Origin of the sequence: Actinoplanes sp. NPDC051494 (assembly GCF_044454705.1) — a bacterium.
Taxonomy (GTDB): Bacteria; Actinomycetota; Actinomycetes; order Mycobacteriales; family Micromonosporaceae; genus Actinoplanes.
In genome coordinates, this window is the sequence record NZ_JBITDZ010000004.1 from 410,192 (window position 1) to 428,261 (window position 18,070).

An 18,070-nucleotide genomic window follows, 5' to 3' on the forward strand; every position below is an offset into this window, starting at 1 on the left:
GGAAGGGGGTGGATACCGGCATGACGTCAGCCGACCTGGACCAGGCGCCAGTTGTTGTCGGCGCTGCCGTTGTCGGCGTCCTGGACGACCTGGGCGCCCCAAGTGCCGGAGGCGTTGAGGATGGCGAGGAGTTTGCCGCTGTTGACGTTGCGGATCCGGTACGAGCCGTCGCTGTTGGCCACGAGGGTCCAGCGGTGGTCGGCGGTGCCGGTGTCGCCCCACTGCAGGACGCGGGCGTTGTCGGCGGCCGACATGTTCTCGACGCCGAGCACCTTGCCGCTGTTGACGTTCCGGAACCTGAACGCGGCACCGTCGGCGATCCGGACCCAGTTGTGGTCGGCGGTGCCGGTGTCACCCCAGACCACGGCCAGCCCACCGTCCGTGGTGGACATGTCCTGCACGCCGACGACCAGTCCGGTACCGACGTTGACCAGCTTGAAGGTTCCTCCGGGGGTGCTGCCGCCACCAGCGGTGTTCCAGTAGACGTTGTAGTTGAAGCCCTGGGCGTCGTGGAACGGTCCGATGGTCACCGTGGCACCGTTCGCGGTCGCGGTGAACGCGAGGCTGCTGGTGCTGGTGCGGGTGATCGACGAGACGGTCAGCGCCGGCGACGAGGACAGCGTGGTGGTGCCGTAGTTGCCGCTCAGCACCGCGGGCCCGTACGTGATGGCCTGAAGGTTGGCGTTGTCGTTGGCCGCCTTCATGATGACCCGCATCGGCATCCGCACGGTGATGGTGTCGCCGGCCGCCCAGGCCCGGGTGACGGTCACGTAACTGCCCGGCGTCGCGGTGACGTTCTGCACCGTGCCGTTGACGCTGATCACCGGGTCGGCGGTCCACGACGGGATGCGCAACCGGATGCCCCATGACCCGCTCATCGCGCCGGACAAGGTCAGCGTGGTGCTGTCACTGACCGGGTAGGTCGTGGACTGGGTGACCGTGATGCCACGCTGGGCCCAGGTGAGCACGGACGGCACGTACAGGTTCACCGTCAGCGTGGTGCCGTTGTAGAAGTAGATCGAGTCCATCAGCTTCGTGTTGGTCTCGATGCCGGTGCCCTGGCAGCACCAGAAGCTGTTGTAGTCGGTGGACCAGGTGCCGCCGCCCCAGGCCGGGCCGACACCGCGGCGCCCACCGGGCTTCAGCGGCGTGAAGTAGGTGATGTGGCCGTGGCTGTCCGCCGGGTTCTGCGCGCCGACCAGGTGATTGAGCAACGCCGTCTCGTAATAGTCGAAATAGGCGGCCCGGTTCGGGTCGAGCAGCCACAACTCGCGGGTCAGCTTCAGCATGTTGTACGTGTTGCAGTGCTCGCAGGTGTCGTCGGACAGGTAACCCGCGATCGCGTTCGGCGGGCGGAAATGCTCGGCCTGGCTGTTGCCGCCGATCGCGTACGTGTGTGCGCCGACGATCATGTTCCATACGTTGCCGGCGATGTCGCGGTAACGGGTGGTGCCGGTCGCCTTGTACTCGCGCGCCGCACCGACCCACTTCGGCAGGTTGGTGTTGGCGTGCTTGCCGTTGAGCTCGTCGCGGTTCGCCGCGAGCGGGTCGAAGATCGCGGCGTGGTCGAACCGTTGCGCCACGGTCAGCCAGCGCGTGTCGCCGGTCTGCTGGTATAGATCGGTCAGCACCGCGTTCATACCGCCGAACTCCGTCTGCAGGACGACCTGCATCTGGTTGTAGCTCAGCCGGCCGGTGCGCCACTCGACCCAGCCGGCGAGCCGCAGCAGGACGTCCCTGGCCTGGGTGCTGCCGATGTACCGCCAGACGTCGAGCAACCCGGCCAGGGTCTTGTGGATGGCGTAGTACGACACCGCGACGGGCGTGCCCGCCTCGACGGCGGTGACGTCGGATTCCGGGAAGCCGGCCAGGTATCCGGTGTTGAATCCGGCCGCGCCGTTGTTCGCCTGACATCTGGCCAGCTCGGCGACCATCGTGTCGGCCTTGTCCCGGCAGGTGGTGTCACCCAGGACCGCGTACGCCTGGGCCCAGGCGGTCAGGAAGTGACCCTGCATGTGGCTGCGGAACGGGAAGTTCGGCGCGTCCCAGCCACCGTTGGCCGCGGCCCCGGCGGTGGACAGCTTGTGGTTGGCGCGGAAGACGTAGAGGAGCCGGTTCACGTCGACGAACCGCAGGTAGTTCAGCGTGCGGTTCTCGTTGTCCTGGAACCGGCCCGCGGTCAGCCGCACCTGGCCCAGATCGAACGGGTAGGCCGACACACCGAGATCAGGACGGGTGGGTGGAACCACCGCCGCTCGCGCCGGCGCGGCCAGGAAGGCATCGGCGCCGCCGGCGGCGGATGCCAGCGCACCGGCGCCGGCGGCCTGCAGCAGACGGCGGCGGCTCAGGAACGAGGAAGACATGGGCGGACTCCAACGCGTCGAAGGGACGGCAACCGGCTCCGGGCCTTCCTGCCGCGCCCGAGGTGAACGGTAACAATCGTTTCCGGAAGGTTACGGCCAGTCCCCCATTGCATTCAAGGACGTCACTGGGCTTACCTTCCGGCCAATGCCGGCTGCTTTTGTCGCGAGGCGCGGGTCGACGCATTCATGCAGGCAGCGGAATGCAACGGAAGATCACCACACTTTTTCCGGCAGAAGTTTTCGAGAATGCTGCGAAAGCACGGTGCACCCGATCGCAGAGTTCCGAAACTTCCGGAAATTGATGATCTCCCAATGCTCGCACCAGTCGATCTTTGGCGCGACCGCAGTCCACGCGCGACCTGCTAAATGCCTGATCAGCACGCACGCGGTACGACCCGCGAAGAGTCTCTTGTTTCCGGAACATTACCGGAAGATGTTGACAAGCCTGCGGAGCCGATCCAATACTTTTCCATCGACAGGCATCAACCTGATTCTCGCCGGCTTCATCGAGGAGGAAGTACATGCACGAGATCTCCCCCCGACCGATACGCGCCGGACGCAATCGCGTCCGGATGCTCATCAGTGCTGTCTGCGCCGTCGTCCTGACCCTGATCTCGATGGTCACGGCCGGCGCCGCCCGGGCCGAGGCGGACCGGACCCTCACCTCGAACCTGACCGGCTACCACAACGGCTACTTCTTCTCGTACTGGAAGGACAGCGGCAACGTCACCATGAACCTGGGCGCCGGTGGCAGCTACAGCGTTCAGATGAACGGCATCAACAACTGGGTCGGCGGCAAGGGCTGGAAGCCCGGATCCAGTCACACCGTCAACTACTCGGGCAATTTCAACCCCAACGGCAACGGCTACCTCGCGCTGTACGGGTGGACCACCAACCCGCTCATCGAGTACTACATCGTCGAGGACTACGGCAACTACAACCCCAGCAACGGCACCACCCGGCTGGGGTCCGTCACCACTGACGGCAGCACCTACGACCTGTACCGCACCCAGCGTGTCAACCAGCCCTCGATCATCGGCAACGCGACGTTCTACCAGTACTGGAGCGTGCGCCAGCAGCACCGCACCAGCGGCACCATCACCACCGCCAACCACTTCAACGCCTGGTCCCGGGCCGGCCTTACCCTCGGTACCCACGACTACCAGATCATGGCCACCGAGGGTTACCAGAGCAACGCCAGCTCCAGCATCACCGTCAGCGAAGGCTCCGGCGGCGGCACCACCACGCCGCCCACCACGCCCGGCAACCCCGGCGGCGGTGGCTGCACCGCGGCGCTGTCGGCCGGGGACAGCTGGAGCGACCGCTACAACCTCAACGTGGCGGTCAGCGGATCCAGCAACTGGACCGTGACGATGAACGTACCGTCCCCCGAGAAGATCAGCTCGACCTGGAACACCACCGCGAGCTGGGACAGCAGCGGTCAGGTGATGACGGCCAAGCCGAACGGCAACGGCAATACGTTCGGCGTGACCATCATGAAGAACGGCAACACCACCTGGCCGACGGTCTCCTGCAGCGCGAGCTGATCCGGGACCGTGTCACCGAAGGTCCGGGCCCGGCGTCACGCCGGTCCCGGACTTCCGCGTGCACCCGCCGACCGTTACGCCGACATTAAAATTTCCGCCAGAAAAAGTGTTACGTGATCGCGTATCGAGAGGTCGCGAATACCGGCTCAATCAATTTACGGCCTTGAATGTGTTGGAAAATTATGGCAATCTGCCCTTCCTATCCTCGGCCACTGCGGCCGACCATTTCCGGACAGGTCGATCACCATGAGACGTCTCAAAGCCATGCTCGCCACGGGACTCCTGCTGCTCTCGGGCACCGCGTCCGTCGCCACCGCCGCACCGGCCCAGGCCCTGGAAAACGGGGTGGGGCGGACGCCACCGATGGGGTGGAACAGCTGGAACACGTTCTTCTGCAATATCAACGAATCGTTGATCCGCGGGATGGCCGACAGCATCGTCAGTTCCGGCATGCGCGCCGCCGGTTATGAGTACGTGGTGGTCGACGACTGCTGGATGAACCCCAACCGCGACTCGAGCGGCAACTTGCAGGGCGATCCGACGCGCTTCCCCAGTGGCATGAAGGCACTCGGGGACTACCTGCACAGCAAGGGCCTGAAGTTCGGGATCTACCAGGCCCCGCTGGACAAGACCTGCGCCCAGTACTTCGGCTCCTACCCCGGCGCCACCGGCAGTCAGGGACACGAGGCCCAGGACGCCCGGCAGTTCGCGGCCTGGGGTGTCGACTACCTGAAGTACGACTGGTGCTCCCCGGCCGGCACCATCGGCGAACAGGTCACCACGTTCGCGAAGATGCGGGACGCCCTGGCCGCCACCGGGCGCCCGATCCTGTACAGCATCAACTCGAACAGCGTCCACGCGAAGACCGGGCCGCAGCGCGACTGGGGCGACGTGGCCAACATCTGGCGCACCACCGAGGACATCCAGCTCACCTGGAACACCGACCAGACCAACGGCTATCCGATGGGCGTGCAGAACATCATCAACGTGAATGTGCCGCTGGCCGCGTACGCGGAACCGGGTGGCTTCAACGACCCGGACATGATGGAGGTCGGCCGCGGCACCCTGACCGACACCGAGCAGCGTTCCCACTTCGCGATGTGGGCGGTCATGGCGGCTCCGCTGATCGCCGGCAACGACATCCGCTCCATGACCGCCGCCACCCGCACGATCCTGCAGAACCCCCGGCTGATCGCCATCAACCAGGACAGCCTCGGGCTGCAGGGGGTCCAGGTCGCCGGCGACGCCGATCAGCGGGTGCTCGCCAAGCGGCTGTCCAACGGCGACGTCGCGGTGGCCCTGTTCAACCAGAGCGGTGCCACCCGCACGATCACCACCTCGGCCGCGGCGATCGGTAAATCCGGGGCCACGTCGTACGCCCTGACCGAGGCCTGGAGCGGTGCCACGACGACCACCGGCGGCGCGATCAGCGCGAGCGTCCCGGCACACGGCACGGTCGTCTACCGGGTCGCCGGCGGCACCACCGGAGAACCGCCGGCACCGGCCTCGGGCAACCTGGTCAGCACCTCATCGGGCCGCTGCCTGGACGTGCCGAACAGCAACACCACCAACGGCACCCAGCCGGTCGTCTGGGACTGCGGCACGGCCGCCAACCAGAAGTGGACCGTGTCCGGGCAGACCCTGCAGGCATTGGGCAAGTGCCTGGACGCACCGATCGGCGCCACCGCCGGAACGAAGGTGCAGATCTGGGACTGCAACGGGGGCACCAACCAGCAATGGACCTTCCAGGCCAACGGCACCGTCCGGGGCAACCAGTCCGGCCTCTGCCTCGACGTCACCAACAACCAGACCGCCAACGGCACCCTGACCCTGCTCTGGAGCTGCACCGGCGCCACCAATCAGCAATGGACCCGGCGCTGACCCGGCTGCCGGCGCCACCGACCTCACGAGGTGCCCGGGGTGGGCGACGTTCAGTACGAATGAAGTGAGTGTCCAGTGTGCGGTGCCATGGTCTGGTCGTTCTCCCACGTACCAGAACTGGAAGGTCATGCGCATGATTACCAGGAACCGAGGCAGGAAGGCGCTGTCGGCTCTCCTGCTGGCACTTCCCATGTCCCTGCTGATGCCGACCGGCGCACAGGCCAGCGAGAGTCAGTGCCGTACGGGTCAGTTGTGCCTGTTCGAAAAGGCGAACTTCAGCGGTGGATTCAAACGCGTCATGGTGCCCGCCGACAACGGAAGGCCGTGCGATGCACTCCTCGCAGAAGATCGCTACGACAACGGCAACCTGGTGGACGACCACACCTCATCCGTGATCAACAAGACGTCCTACCCGGCGATCCTCACCGTGGACAGCATCATGGGCGGCAAGCGGATCACCATGCCGGCCAACAGCAAGATCGCCAACCTGGCGGACCGGGGGATGGACAACAAGATCTCCAGCGCCTGCGCGTAGGGGTCGGTCTGGGCTTCGTCGACGACACCGGTTACCTCACTCTGGTCACCAGAGGGCACTATCAGCCCGGCTCGCTCGTCGACCTGCTGTACGTCCTCGGTCTCGCCCTGCTGGGCCAGGCCGCCTGGCAGCCTCCCGGCCCGGTGCGCCCCTCGACGAACGGGCCGCCACCACGCTCGCCGAGCGGATCCGGGACCGGCTCTGCGGTGTCGTCCCGATCGACCGGCCGGACATCGGCAGCCGGGTCGTGTGAACAATCGACGTACCCCTATGAGAGTTCGGCACCCGCAAGAGGTTGCACTGTGTCGTACATGGGGTAGCGGGGCAGCACGAAGTCCTTGCCGGCGCGGGACAGCAGGTTGCGCTCGAGGATGTCGCGCAGGGCGGGCCGGGTGAACAGGCGATGCACCGCCCGCAGCCGGCGCAGTCCCCGGGTGGTGCGGGGCAGCAGCGCGCTGGTGTAGCCCGGTCCGAACGACTGCACCTTCTCCGCGTACGGCCGCATGACCTTCTCGTACCCGGCGAAGGCCCGTTCGTGGTCGTGACCTGCGCGGTGCAGTTCGCCGGCGAGGACGTAGGCGGACACCAGGGCGAGCGTGGTGCCCATGCCGGTCGGGCCGCCCGCCCAGGCGGCGTCGCCGACGACGATCACCCGGCCGCGGGAGTAGGCGGGCAGCATCACCCGGTCGGTGCGCTCCAGGTAGAACTCCGCGGGTGCGGCGGTGAAGCCGTCGAGGATGCGGTCGGTGAGCCAACCGGCCCCGGCGAAGCGGGTGCGCAGGATCCGCATCTGCGTCGCGTGGTCCAGCCGGTCGAGGCCCAGGTCGGGGGCGAGGAAGCCCAGCTGGGCCCGGATGGTGCCGACGTTGTCCGGGCGTACGGCGACCATCCGGCCGTCGGTCGCGGTGAGCCAGCGCCACCAGTCGTCGTCGTCCTCGGTGCGCGCGATCGTGCCGTAGGCGATGTACAGGCCCCGGGTGCGCAGCCCGATGTCGTCGCCGAACACCAGCCGGCGGGTGGCGGAGTTGCGTCCCTCCGCGACGACCACGAGGTCGTAGCGCTCATCCGTGCCGTCGGCGAGCTCCACGCGTACCCCATCGGGATCTTGATCGAGGCTCGTGACGTGGTTGCCGTAGCGGTGCGCGGCCCGGCCCTCGGTCAGCCCCAGGATCAGCTCGGACAGCTTGCCGCGCAGGATCTCCAGCTCGGCGGTGGCCCCGTCCTTGCCGGCCCGGACCGGCAGCTCCGCGTACGGCTGCCCGAGGTGATCGTAGTAGCGGGTGCCGGCTTCCCCGGTCGAGGCCGCGGCGACCCGCTCGTGCAGCCCCATGGCCCGGAGCACATCGTGGCCGGCCTCACGGATGTCGATGTTCTGTCCTGCTTCGCGCATCCGCGGCGCCCGCTCCAGCAGGGTCACCTCGAACCCGGCCCGGTGCAACGCCCAGGCCTGTGCCGGTCCGGCGATGCTTCCTCCGGTCACCAGCACGGTCGGTTTCTTAGTCATCTAGATAAACTAGCGACTAGGTAAACAATTAGCTAGTTAGGCTAGCCATCTCCTCGGAACGCGGTGGACACCAGGAGCAGATGTCCCACCACCGACAGCGGGACCGCGCAGACCAGCGCGAGCGCCCGGTCCCGCCAGGTGCGCCCGACCAGCACGGTGACCGCCACGGCGAGGATCGCCAGCACCGCCGCGTACCCGACGGTGTCGTGCCGGTCGTAGCCGGCGTCGCCGAGGCGGCGCAGCTCGATGATCAACTCGGCGAGGAGGACGGCCGCCGGCAGGGCGAGGGCCGGCAGCCGCAGCCGTCCAGGGGTACGCGCGAGCACTCCCCCGGCGCCGAAGAAGGCGCCCGCCACGACACCCAGACCCATCCACAGCAGGGACGGCACCGCCCACAGGTTCGCCCAGTCGTCGCGCTGGATCAGGGCCGCGGCCGCGTAGTAGGCGGGCACGGCCACGACCAGCATGACGATCGCCCCGCAGACAGCGAGCGGCATGCTCCACCGGTTGCCGAGGGTGAACAGGAACGCGGCGACCGCCCACACCGCGATCGAGTTGCCCAGCCCGGCCAGGGGGAACGGGAGGTACTTGATCCAGACGAAGTCGAGGACTCCGAGCAGCAGGCCGGCGACCGGGGCGACCACGGCGACGCGACGTTCGTGTTCCATGGTCGCCGATCCTAGGAACAACCGGCGGCGATGTGATCGAGCTGCGGGCCGACCCCACGGCCGGCCCGCATCGACCGAAAGACGTACCGGTTACAGCACCACCTGCTGCGGGGCCGTCCGCTGGGTGGTGGTGCCGTCACCCAGCTGCGCGTTCGCGTTGCCGCCCCAGCACCAGAGGCTGCCGTCCGTACGGAAGGCGCAGTTGTGGTAGCCGGTCGCGGCGTTGCCGGTCCACGTGGTGGCGGTGCCGACCCGGACCGGGGCGGACCGGTGGGTCGTGCTGCCGTCGCCGACCTGGCCGGTCGCGTTGTTGCCCCAGCACCACAGCGAGCCGTCGGTGCGGGCGGCGCACACCGTGTCGAAGCCCGCGCGGACCGCCGTCCAGGTGGCGACGCTGCCCACCTGCACCGGCGCGGCCTGGTACGGGCCGGGGGTGCCGAGCTGCCCGTATCCGTTGTCGCCCCAGCACCACAGCGTCCCGTCGGTGCGGGTGGCGCAGGCGGAGGCGTATCCGGCCGTCACACCGGCCCAGGTGGTCGCGGTGCCGACCTGCGCCGGGGTGGTCTGGTAGCTCAGGATGCCCAGGCCGAGCTGCCCGGCCGAGCTGTCCCCCCAGCACCACAGGGTGCCGTCGGTGCGGGTCGCGCAGGTGTGCGCGAAGCCGGTGGTGACGCTCGCCCAGGTGGACGCCGTGCCCACCCGCAGCGGGGTGGTCGCGGTGTAGACGACGGCGCCGTCACCCAGCTGGCCCAGGCGGTTGAAACCCCAGCACCACAACGATCCATCGGTACGGACACCGCACGTGTGACTGTCCCCGGCGCTCACCGAGGACCATGACGTCCCGGCGCTCACCTGCGTCGGGACGGTGCGCTTCACGGTGCTGCCGTCGCCGAGCTGACCCCGGGTGTTGCTGCCCCAGCACCACAACGTCGCGTCGGTGCGGATCCCGCAGGTGTAGCTGGTGCCGGCGTCGAGACTCGCCCAGGTCGTGGCGGTGCCGACGCGTACCGGAACGGTCCGGTTCGTGGCGGTACCGTCACCGATCTGGCCGCTGGCGTTGCTCCCCCAGCACCACAGGGAGGCGTCGGTGCGGATCGCACATGTGTGCGCGTACCCGGCGGCCACCGTGGGATTCGCCGGGGCGGCGTTCGCGGACGCGGCGGTGGCGCCGAGTCCGAACACCGCCATCCCGATCATCAGCAGAACGGCGGCGACGAGCGTTCGTCTTCCAGTGACCACCACGTGACTCCTCGCTGCATAAGGTTACGCACACGTTACGGGAGCGCTCCCACGCATTCAAGAATCTCGATCATTGCCGTTATTTTCGATAAAAACAGTCACTCTCCGTAGGTCAGTCGACGGTCACGGCCACCACCCCGAGGACAGAACCGGGAACAGAGCCGCCGTGGAGACCTCGTCGCCGGGCCGGCTACCGGGCCGTCGGCGGGCCGCAAAAAATTCGTGGGCGCCTGTCTCAGGCGTGCCGCTCGGGTGCCGGATGTGCATCGCGTATTCTGTGCTAGGGTTCCCCCGTTGCAGTTTTGATTTCCGTAGACGTTTTTGGCGCCTGATGGGGTAACTCAACCTGATCGGGCGCTTTTCGTTTTTCGTGTCGGTTCCGACGCGGGTCATCAACGCAGCGGCGTAGGAGTCCATACAGTGTGGTCTCCCCAGCCTGCGAAGGAGCAGACATGACTACAGGCACCGTGAAGTGGTTCAACGCCGACAAGGGTTTCGGCTTCATCAGCCCGGACGACGGCGGCGCTGACGTCTTCGCCCACTTCTCCGCGATCTCGACGAGCGGCTACCGCAGCCTCGACGAGAACCAGAAGGTGGAGTTCGACATCACGCAGGGCCAGAAGGGCCCGCAGGCGGAGAACATCCGTCCGCTCTGATTTTTGCAGTACGAACGGCGGTCCACTGCTCGCGCAGTGGGCCGCCGTTCGGCGTTTCCCCCCGATCTCCACGATCGGTGGACCACGTACCTCTGACCGGGAGGCGCGCGTCACGTCCGCGAACACAGCGGGCCGCTGGTCGTTCTTCACTGCGTGAAAACTCTTCTCGCGATCGTCGCCGCCCAGCTGCTCCGCCTCACCGGCTTCGCCTACTGGCACCTCATCGCCAGACGCCGGGGTAGGACGGGGTGAGGCTGAACGGCGCCCGACCGGCACGAGCAGGCCGGCGGCGACCAGGTCACGAAGGTCCCGCTGAGCCTGCTGCAGGGTGAGGCCCTCGGCCCGCTCGTGACGCGCCCGCCGGCGTGCCTCACACGGTGATGCCCTCGGGCAGGCGCCAGTTCTCGAAGTCGGCGGGGTCGGAGTCCAGGCCCATCGGGCCGCCCGAGGTGACGCGCAGCACAACTGTGCCGCCGGGGCCGCTGAGTTCGATGCCGGCCGGCTTCATGGCGATCTTGTCGATGGCCACCGTGCGCCATCCGGTGACCGCCGCGGGCCGGACCGCTTCGAGCAGGTCGACGAGCATCTTCAGCGCGTAGTTGCCGCGGAACGTCCAGCGGCCCAGGTCCTCGGGCAGGTCGGCGGGCTGGACGCCGACCTTGCCGGGCATCGGTGAGAAGAAGGCCTTCGCGTCGCTGCGGTAGGTGAGCGCGACCCCGGACGTGGCGCCGTCGTAGCGGTAGACGCGGCTGACGTCGGGGTGCTGGGCGGCGGTCAGCAACCGCTCGACGAGATCGAGTGCTTCGGCGGGGGTCATGATCGGATTGTGCCTCAACCGGACCCGCGACGGGCCGGCCGGGGCCGGGAGGGGCTTGACAGGATTTAGTTGCGCAATGCGGTCCGGGTCGCCGAGGACCTCCCGGAGCTCCCGGACGCGCAGGCCGAGGTCATCCGCGCGCTACCGGCCGGCACCGCCGTGTCGTCCGGCGAGCTGGCCGGGCGGCTGGGCCTGAGCCGGCCCACCGTCAGCAACCTGCTCTCCGCCATGGAAGGCAAGGGGCTCGTCGTGCGCCGGTCCGCGCCCGGCGACCGGCGGCACATCGTACGCGCTCGATCTGTTCGCGCGTTTCGACCGGACCGCCGGGGTGCTCGTCACCACCGCGGTGGCCGGGCTCGGCGCCGCCGACCAGGCCGCGCTCACCGCGGCCCGGGCCGCGCTGGCCGCCGCCCTGCCCGCACTCGGCCGACTGCGGGACGCCCTCCAGCACCACGAGGAAGCCCCATGAGCACCCTGCGTCAGCGCTTCGCCCGATGGCGGCAGACCCGCACCTTCGCCGGTGTCCCGGCCGGGCCGTTCGACCTGGCCGTCCAGCGGGACCTGCGGGTGCCCATGGACGACGGGGTCGAGCTGCTCGCCGATCTGATCACCCCGGTGGGCGAGAGCGAGCGGGGACTGCCCACGATCGTCATCCGCGGACCGTACGGGCGCCGCGGCGGCGTGGCCGACTTCGCCTCCGCGCTGGCCCGGGAGGGTTTCCCGGTGCTGTTCCAGAGCTGTCGCGGCACCTGGGGTTCCGGGGGTGTCTTCACCCCGCAGGTCGACGAGCAACGGGACGGCATCGCCACCCACCGCTGGGTCCGCGAGCAGCCCTGGTGCACCGGTGCCGTCGTCACGTTCGGCCCCAGCTACATGGGCTTCACCCAGTGGGCGGTCGCGGGCGAGTTGCAGGGCCGGGAGCCGCAGATCGCCCCGGACGCGCTCTGCCTGCTCGTCACGATGCCCGACTTCGGCGCCATCACCTGGGACAACGGCGCGTTCTCACTGCGCAACGCGCTCGGCTGGACACAGCTGATGGACCGCATGATCCGCGGGGACCTGCTGCGCCTCGGCCTCGGGATGCTGCGCCCCGACCCCAAGCTGACGGCGGCGTTCGCGGCGCTGCCGCTGTCCGCCGGGGACACGGTCGCGACCGGCGGCCCGGTGCACTGGTACCAGGACTGGGTCGCCCACGAACGCCTGACCGACGACTACTGGACCCGGCAGTCGCACACCGCCACGGTGCCCGCCGTCACCGCCCCGGTCCTCATGATCAGCGGCTGGTACGACATCTTCCTGCCCTGGCAACTGCGCACGTACGCCACGCTCGCCGCCGCCGGCAACCCACCCCGGCTCACGCTCGGGCCCTGGGGGCACGTCTCCCCCGGCATGAAGGCACCCGCGCTGCGCGAGACCACGGCTTTCCTCAAGGAACACTTCCTGAAGACACCGTCGGCCCGGGTCGCGCCGGTCCGCGCCTACCGCACCGGCGCCGGGCAGTGGCACGACCTGCCGGCCTGGCCGCCGCCCGGCACCACCGGCCGGACCTGGCACCTGCACCGCTCCGGTGAGCTGCGCCCGAGCACGCCGGACGGCGGGACGACCAGCTATGTGTACGACCCGGAGGATCCCACTCCGGCTGTCGGCGGGCCCAGCCTGCAACGGGATTCGGGGCCGGTCGACAACGCCGCGCACGAACGCCGTACCGATGTCGTCGTGTTCCGGGGTGACGAACTCTCCGAGCCGGTGACCATCGCCGGTGAGCCGACGGCCCGGATCCGGTTCCGGTCGTCGCAGCCCGGCGCGGACGTCTTCGTCCGGATCTGCGACGTGCACCCGGACGGCCGCTCGATGACCGTGTGCGACGGCGTCCGGCGCGTGGGCGGCATCGCGGACGAGCGGGAGGCCGACGAGGACGGCTTCCGCGACGTCGACGTCACGCTGTGGCCCACGTTCCACGAGTTCGCCGCCGGGCACCGGATCAGCGTGCAGGTCAGCTCCGGCGCCCACCCCCGGTACGCCCGCAACCCCGGCTCCGGCGAACCCGCCGCCCGGGCGGCCACGCTGCACCGCGCCACTCAGGAGATCTCCCACGACGGCGCACACGCGTCCCGGATCGGCCTGCCGATCTGGACGGCCTGACTCAGCGCCGGGCGAGGGCTCCCGGCACGACGGTGCCGAGGTCGGCGGTGGGGTCCGCGCTCGCGCGCAGCACGGCGGCCGCGGCGTCGACCATGGGCGGGGATGCGATCCGCCGGACGAGGTCGAGGTCCTTGGCGGCCAGGGCGATCGGGAAGTCCGCGCCGGCCGCGCCGGCCCGGCGGGCGGCACCGGCCAGCGGCCCGTTGGCCAGCAACGTCAGCGCGGCGCCGTCGTCCACGCCGAGCGCCCGGGCGACCGCGACCGTGTCCGCCAGGGCCGCGATGCCGGTGACCAGGGCGGTGTTCGCGACGAGTTTCAACGCCGCCCCGCTGCCCAGGGGGCCGCACTCGTGGACGGTGCCCAGCGCCTCCAGCACCGGCCGGACCCGGGCGACGTCACCGCCGGTGAGCAGCGTCAGGGCTCCGGTCGCCGCGGCGGCCACGCTGCCCACCACCGGCGCGTCCACGATCGTCACGCCGGCGGGCGGTTCGAGCGCCCGCACCGCGTCCGGGCCGATGGTGGACATCTCCACCAGGACGGTGCCGGGCCGCGGTCGCAGCCCGGCCAGCACGTCGTGGACCGCGGCCGCGTCGGTCAGCATCGTGATGACCACCCCGGCGTCCACGTCCGCGAGCGACGACGCGACGGACGCACCGGCCGCGGCAGCGGCCCGGGTCCTCGCGGGCGTGCGGTTCCACACGGTCACCCGGTGGCCGGTGGCGAGCAGTCGGGTGGCGAGAGCAGTGCCCATGCGCCCGGTTCCCAGGACAGCGATCGATGTCATGCCTCGACGCTAGACGCGTTTGAGCATGCGTACCACGAATGTTTGGCATTGCCGATATGCGTCCCTAGCATGATTCGATGCAGATCCAGGGACTCGAAGTATTCGTGACGGTGGCGCGGCGCCGGTCCTTCACCTCGGCGGCGCAGGCCCTCGGCTACACCCAGTCGGCGGTCTCGCGCCAGATCGCCACCCTGGAGAAGGAGCTCGGCGCCGCCCTCTTCGACCGCCGGGGACGCGGGGTGGAGCTCACCGACCAGGGGCGGTCCCTGCTCCCGCACGCCGAGGCCGTCCTCGACCGGCTCGACACCGCCCAGCACGACCTGGACGCGCTGCGGGACCTCGGCGGCGGGCGGCTGCGCGTGGGCGCCTTCCCCACGGCGGTCGCCGCGCTCGTGCCCCGGGCGCTGGCCGCTTTTCGGACCGCGTACCCGAAGGTGGACCTGTCCCTGCTCGAAGGACTGACCCCGGCGCTGCTCGACCGGCTGGCCCGCGGTGACGCCGATCTGGCCGTGGTCAGCGCGGCGCCCGACCGTCCGCTCGACAGCGCCCGCTTCGGCCTGCACCACCTGCTCGACGAACACCTCCTGGTCGCGGTGCCGCTGGGGCACCGGCTGGCCGGGCGCGGGAGCATCCGCCTCGCCGAGCTCGCCGACGAGTCGTTCATCGCCGGCTCGCGGACCCCCGGGGAGACGCTGTTGCGAGCCACGCTGCACAGCGGTTTCCGCCCGCGGATCGACATCGTGGCGGCCGAGTGGACCGGCAAGCTCGGCTGCGTCGCCGCGGGTCTCGGTGTCGCGATGGTGCCGGCGCTCGCGATCCGGGCCACCCCGGCCGACCTGGTGCTGCTGCGGCTGCATCCGGACGACATCGCCACCCGTCAGGTCTTCGCGGCCACCTCCCGCGAACCGACACCGGCCGTCCGCCACATGCTGACGCTGCTGACGACGGGTGCCGCCCGGATCGTCACCGCCGGATGGGGGGATCAACAGGCCGTGGATACCCCGGCGCCCGGGACGGTAGGAAGGGAGTAGCACAGAGAAAGGGCAGCGTATGACGATTGATCGGGCCGGGCTGGCCGCGTTCCTGCGGCACCGGCGGGAGTTGCTGCAGCCCGAGGACGTCGGGTTGCGGCGCGGGCCGCGCCGGCGCACCAGCGGGCTCCGGCGGGAGGAGACGGCCGCTCTCTGCCACATGTCCACCGACTACTACTCGCGGCTCGAACGCGAGCGTGGACCCCACCCGTCCGAGCAGATGATCGCGTCGATCGCCCAGGGACTGCACCTCTCCCTCGACGAGCGGGACCACCTGTTCCGGCTCGCCGGGCACCGGCCTCCGCCGCGCGGCGGCATCAGCGACCACATCGGCCCCGGGCTGCTGCGGGTGCTCGACCGGCTCGACGACACCCCCGCCGAGATCGTCAGCGAGCTCGGCGAGACGCTGCGGCAGAACACCCTCGGCGTCGCGCTCACCGGCGACACGACCCGTTACACCGGCCCCGCCCGCAGCATCGTCTACCGCTGGTTCACCGATCCGGGGACCCGACAACGGTACGCGGCTGAGGAGCACCGTTTCCTGTCCCGGATGTTCGCCTCCGGTGCCCGGGAGACCGCGACCCTGCGCGGGCCCGGCTCGCGAGCGGCTCAGCTCGCCGACCTGCTGCTCGCCCACAGCGAGGAGTTCCGGGCGCTGTGGGAGCAGCACGAGGTCGGCCTGCGTCCCGGCGACGGCAAGACGTTCGTGCACCCCGATCTCGGCCGGCTCGAACTGAACTGCCAGACGCTCATCGACCCGGGTCAGTCGCACTACCTGCACGTCTACACCGCCACCCCGGGCACCGAGAGCTACGAGAAATTGCAGCTGCTGGCCGTCATCGGCACGCAGCCCCTGCGCTGACCAAGGAGAGCACCCCATGCCCCGTACCATCGATGTCGTCGTCCCCGATCTGTCCGGAAAGCTCGCCGTCGTGACCGGCGCGAGCGACGGGATCGGTTTTGTCATCGCCACCCGCCTGGCCGCGGCCGGTGCCGAGGTGATCATGCCGGTGCGGGACGCCGCCAAGGGCGCCGCGGCCGCCGACCGCATCCGCGGCCTGCACCCGAACGCCACGATCGGCACCCCGGAGCTCGACCTGTCCTCGCTGGCGTCGGTGACCGCCCTCACCGACCGGCTCACCGCCGACGGCCGCCCGGTCAACCTGCTGATCAACAACGCCGGCGTGATGTCCCCGCCCAGCCACCAGGTGACCCGGGACGGGTTCGAACTCCAGTTCGGCACCAACCATCTCGGCCACTTCGCCCTCACCATGGGGCTGCTGCCCCTGCTGCGGGAGGGCCGGGCCCGGGTGACCCACCAGACCAGCGTCGCCGCCCGCAGCGGGACGATCGACTGGGAGAACATCAACCAGGACCGCGACTACGACGCCATGCGGGCCTACCGGCACTCCAAGATCGCCGTCGGGTTGTTCGCCCGCGAGCTCGATGCCCGCAGTACGGCGGCCGGCTGGGGCATCACCAGCAACCTCGCCCATCCCGGCGTGTCCCCCACCAACCTGCTCGCCGCGCAGCCCGGGCTGGGACGCCGCAAGGACACCGCCGGCGTCCGCATGATCCGCGTCCTGTCCCGTGTGGGCCTGACCGGCACGGTGCGCTCCGCGGCGCTGCCGGCACTGCTCGCCGCGACCGGCCCGGACGCGCGCGGCGACGAGATGTACGGCCCGAAAGGGCTCGGTGAGGTCGGCGGCGCGCCCGCCCGGCGCGAGCTGTGGCCCCCGCTGCGCGACATGGCCGACGCCCGGCGGATCTGGGAGGTCTCCGAGCGGCTGGTGGGTGCGACCTTCCCGGTTTAGAGACCGACCACGCCGTCGTCGTCGCTGTGGACATGGGCACCGGGCCGGAACGTGCAGCCGCCGAACGTGATCGGCACATCGCGTTCGCCGGCCCCGGTCTTGCCGCTCTTGCGGGGGTTGGAGCCGGCCGCTTTGACCCCGAGGGGCAGCTCGCGCAGGGCGGCGAGGCTGCGGACTGCCGGAAGCGATCTCAGAGGCCGGCCGGGGGTTCGGCCGGCCTGGTCGGTGGCCAGACCAGGACGTCGTCCGGGATGTCGGGATGGTGGATCGCGGCGTGGTCGCGGCCGGGCAGGGTCCGGCCGTGTGCCGCGACCAGCCGCGCCACCTCGATCGCGCCGTGGGCCTGGAAGTGCGTGTTGTCGGTGGCGCCGGCCGGGTAGTTCGGCGCCTCGCCCGGGTCGAGCCACAGGAAGTATTCCTTGGTCGGCTCGGGGCCCAGCCGGCTCCACAGGTCGAACGACAACGCCGTGAGATCGATCAGCGGGGTGTGGGTCCGGGCCGCGAGGGCGCGCATGGCGTCCGGATACTCACCGTGCGACAGGTACGCGACGCCGTCGGCCGTGAAGCGCCGCCGCTCGACCGGCGTGACCAGCACCGGGTGGGCGTGCCGGGCCCGGGCACCGTCGAGATAGCGCAGCAGGTACTGCTGGAACGTCGTCCACGGTTCGGTGTACCGGGCCGGGTCCTCGGCCTTCTCGTCGTTGTGGCCGAAGGACACGAGCAGGGTGTCCCCCGGCCGGACCAGGTCCAGGACGAGGTCGAGGCGGCCCAGGTCGGCGAAGCTCTTGGAACTCGCGCCGGACAGCGCCGCGTTGTGCACGGCGACGCCCGGGCGCAGGAACACCGGCAGCGCCTGTCCCCAGCCGGCCCGGGGGACGTCGGCGGTCGCGTACGTCGCGGCGGTGGAGTCGCCGGTCACGAACACCGTGCGGCGCCGGCCGGTCGCGCCGGCCCCTGACGCGCCGGCCCCTGACGCGCCGGCCCCCGACGCCCAGCCCAGACCGGCGAGCGCACCGCCGGCCGCACCGCCCAGCACCGTTCTCCGCCTGATTCCCATGGACCCATTAAATCAACGTTCGTCGATCTGAC

18 protein-coding genes and 1 pseudogene are annotated in these 18,070 nt (G+C 70.0%); 10 read left to right on the plus strand and 9 right to left on the minus strand.

All coding sequences use genetic code 11. The annotated features are described in order from the left end of the window. Positions 1–26: 26 nt before the first annotated feature. Both ACIA6A_RS18530 and ACIA6A_RS18535 read right to left on the minus strand, forming a co-directional pair. Positions 27–2,363 (minus strand): beta-L-arabinofuranosidase domain-containing protein, encoded by a 2,337-nt coding sequence (locus tag ACIA6A_RS18530; protein WP_396098899.1) that lies wholly within the window; start codon positions 2,361–2,363, stop codon positions 27–29. A gap of 184 nt (positions 2,364–2,547) precedes the next feature. Then, complete coding sequence (locus ACIA6A_RS18535; protein WP_396098900.1) at positions 2,548–2,886, minus strand: hypothetical protein; 339 nt, start codon at positions 2,884–2,886, stop codon at positions 2,548–2,550. A gap of 49 nt (positions 2,887–2,935) precedes the next feature. Here ACIA6A_RS18535 and ACIA6A_RS18540 point away from each other — a divergent pair, with 49 nt between their 5' ends. From ACIA6A_RS18540 to ACIA6A_RS18550, 3 genes are all read left to right on the plus strand, one after another. Beyond that, a complete protein-coding gene (locus ACIA6A_RS18540; RefSeq protein WP_396098901.1) occupies positions 2,936–3,910 on the plus strand; it encodes a glycoside hydrolase family 11 protein in 975 nt (324 codons plus the stop codon). Between the two features lie 246 nt (positions 3,911–4,156). Next, positions 4,157–5,791, plus strand: a complete 1,635-nt coding sequence (locus tag ACIA6A_RS18545; RefSeq protein WP_396098902.1) for a glycoside hydrolase family 27 protein — start codon at positions 4,157–4,159, stop codon at positions 5,789–5,791. A 190-nt stretch (positions 5,792–5,981) separates the two neighbouring features. Beyond that, complete coding sequence (locus ACIA6A_RS18550) at positions 5,982–6,326, plus strand: peptidase inhibitor family I36 protein (protein ID WP_396098903.1); 345 nt, start codon at positions 5,982–5,984, stop codon at positions 6,324–6,326. A gap of 268 nt (positions 6,327–6,594) precedes the next feature. Here the strand turns inward: ACIA6A_RS18550 and ACIA6A_RS18555 are convergent, their stop codons facing one another. The 3 genes from ACIA6A_RS18555 to ACIA6A_RS18565 all read right to left on the minus strand — a co-directional run bounded on the left by ACIA6A_RS18555 (position 6,595) and on the right by ACIA6A_RS18565 (position 9,695). Further along, positions 6,595–7,830, minus strand: a complete 1,236-nt coding sequence (locus ACIA6A_RS18555; RefSeq protein WP_396098904.1) for an FAD-dependent monooxygenase — start codon at positions 7,828–7,830, stop codon at positions 6,595–6,597. Positions 7,831–7,871: 41 nt separating this feature from the next. Next, complete coding sequence (locus ACIA6A_RS18560; RefSeq protein ID WP_396098905.1) at positions 7,872–8,498, minus strand: DUF6518 family protein; 627 nt, start codon at positions 8,496–8,498, stop codon at positions 7,872–7,874. 90 nt (positions 8,499–8,588) lie between these two features. Next, positions 8,589–9,695, minus strand: coding sequence for an RCC1 domain-containing protein (locus ACIA6A_RS18565; RefSeq protein WP_396099007.1), 1,107 nt, complete (start codon positions 9,693–9,695; stop codon positions 8,589–8,591). A gap of 494 nt (positions 9,696–10,189) precedes the next feature. On the opposite strand from ACIA6A_RS18565, the gene ACIA6A_RS18570 reads away from it, so the two are divergent. After that, the gene (locus tag ACIA6A_RS18570) at positions 10,190–10,393 is read left to right on the plus strand and encodes a cold-shock protein (RefSeq protein WP_203840614.1); all 204 of its coding nucleotides are present in this window, start codon (positions 10,190–10,192) and stop codon (positions 10,391–10,393) included. 370 nt (positions 10,394–10,763) lie between these two features. Here the strand turns inward: ACIA6A_RS18570 and ACIA6A_RS18575 are convergent, their stop codons facing one another. Next, entirely contained in the window at positions 10,764–11,210 is a 447-nt protein-coding gene (locus tag ACIA6A_RS18575; protein WP_396098906.1) for a hypothetical protein, read from the minus strand. Between the two features lie 69 nt (positions 11,211–11,279). Between ACIA6A_RS18575 and ACIA6A_RS18580 the strand changes: the two are divergent. From ACIA6A_RS18580 to ACIA6A_RS18590, 3 genes and pseudogenes are all read left to right on the plus strand, one after another. After that, a pseudogene (locus ACIA6A_RS18580) lies at positions 11,280–11,483 on the plus strand (MarR family transcriptional regulator); the annotation flags it as partial. A 55-nt stretch (positions 11,484–11,538) separates the two neighbouring features. Continuing rightward, the gene (locus ACIA6A_RS18585; RefSeq protein ID WP_396099015.1) at positions 11,539–11,679 is read left to right on the plus strand and encodes a hypothetical protein; all 141 of its coding nucleotides are present in this window, start codon (positions 11,539–11,541) and stop codon (positions 11,677–11,679) included. Further along, positions 11,676–13,352 (plus strand): CocE/NonD family hydrolase, encoded by a 1,677-nt coding sequence (locus tag ACIA6A_RS18590; protein WP_396099008.1) that lies wholly within the window; start codon positions 11,676–11,678, stop codon positions 13,350–13,352. The genes ACIA6A_RS18585 and ACIA6A_RS18590 overlap by 4 nt, the downstream gene beginning before the upstream one ends. Position 13,353: 1 nt before the next feature. On the opposite strand, the gene ACIA6A_RS18595 is transcribed toward ACIA6A_RS18590, so the two are convergent. Then, positions 13,354–14,136 carry an NAD(P)-dependent oxidoreductase gene (locus ACIA6A_RS18595; RefSeq protein ID WP_396098907.1) on the minus strand — a complete coding sequence of 261 codons (783 nt, stop codon included), beginning with the start codon at positions 14,134–14,136 and terminating at the stop codon, positions 13,354–13,356. A gap of 77 nt (positions 14,137–14,213) precedes the next feature. On the opposite strand from ACIA6A_RS18595, the gene ACIA6A_RS18600 reads away from it, so the two are divergent. The 3 genes from ACIA6A_RS18600 to ACIA6A_RS18610 are packed head-to-tail and all read left to right on the plus strand — an operon-like array spanning position 14,214 to position 16,981. Further along, entirely contained in the window at positions 14,214–15,167 is a 954-nt protein-coding gene (locus tag ACIA6A_RS18600) for a LysR family transcriptional regulator (protein WP_396098908.1), read from the plus strand. 19 nt (positions 15,168–15,186) lie between these two features. Continuing rightward, positions 15,187–16,029: a helix-turn-helix transcriptional regulator gene (locus ACIA6A_RS18605; RefSeq protein WP_396098909.1), complete on the plus strand. Its 843-nt coding sequence runs from the start codon at positions 15,187–15,189 to the stop codon at positions 16,027–16,029. 16 nt (positions 16,030–16,045) lie between these two features. Beyond that, positions 16,046–16,981 (plus strand): SDR family oxidoreductase, encoded by a 936-nt coding sequence (locus tag ACIA6A_RS18610; protein ID WP_396098910.1) that lies wholly within the window; start codon positions 16,046–16,048, stop codon positions 16,979–16,981. Here the strand turns inward: ACIA6A_RS18610 and ACIA6A_RS18615 are convergent. After that, on the minus strand, positions 16,978–17,214 hold the full coding sequence (locus ACIA6A_RS18615) for a hypothetical protein (protein ID WP_396099009.1): 237 nt from the start codon (positions 17,212–17,214) through the stop codon (positions 16,978–16,980). The two genes, ACIA6A_RS18610 and ACIA6A_RS18615, sit on opposite strands and share 4 nt — an antisense overlap. Continuing rightward, on the minus strand, positions 17,172–18,038 hold the full coding sequence (locus tag ACIA6A_RS18620; protein WP_396098911.1) for a rhamnogalacturonan acetylesterase: 867 nt from the start codon (positions 18,036–18,038) through the stop codon (positions 17,172–17,174). The genes ACIA6A_RS18615 and ACIA6A_RS18620 overlap by 43 nt, the downstream gene beginning before the upstream one ends. Between the last annotated feature and the right edge of the window lie 32 nt (positions 18,039–18,070).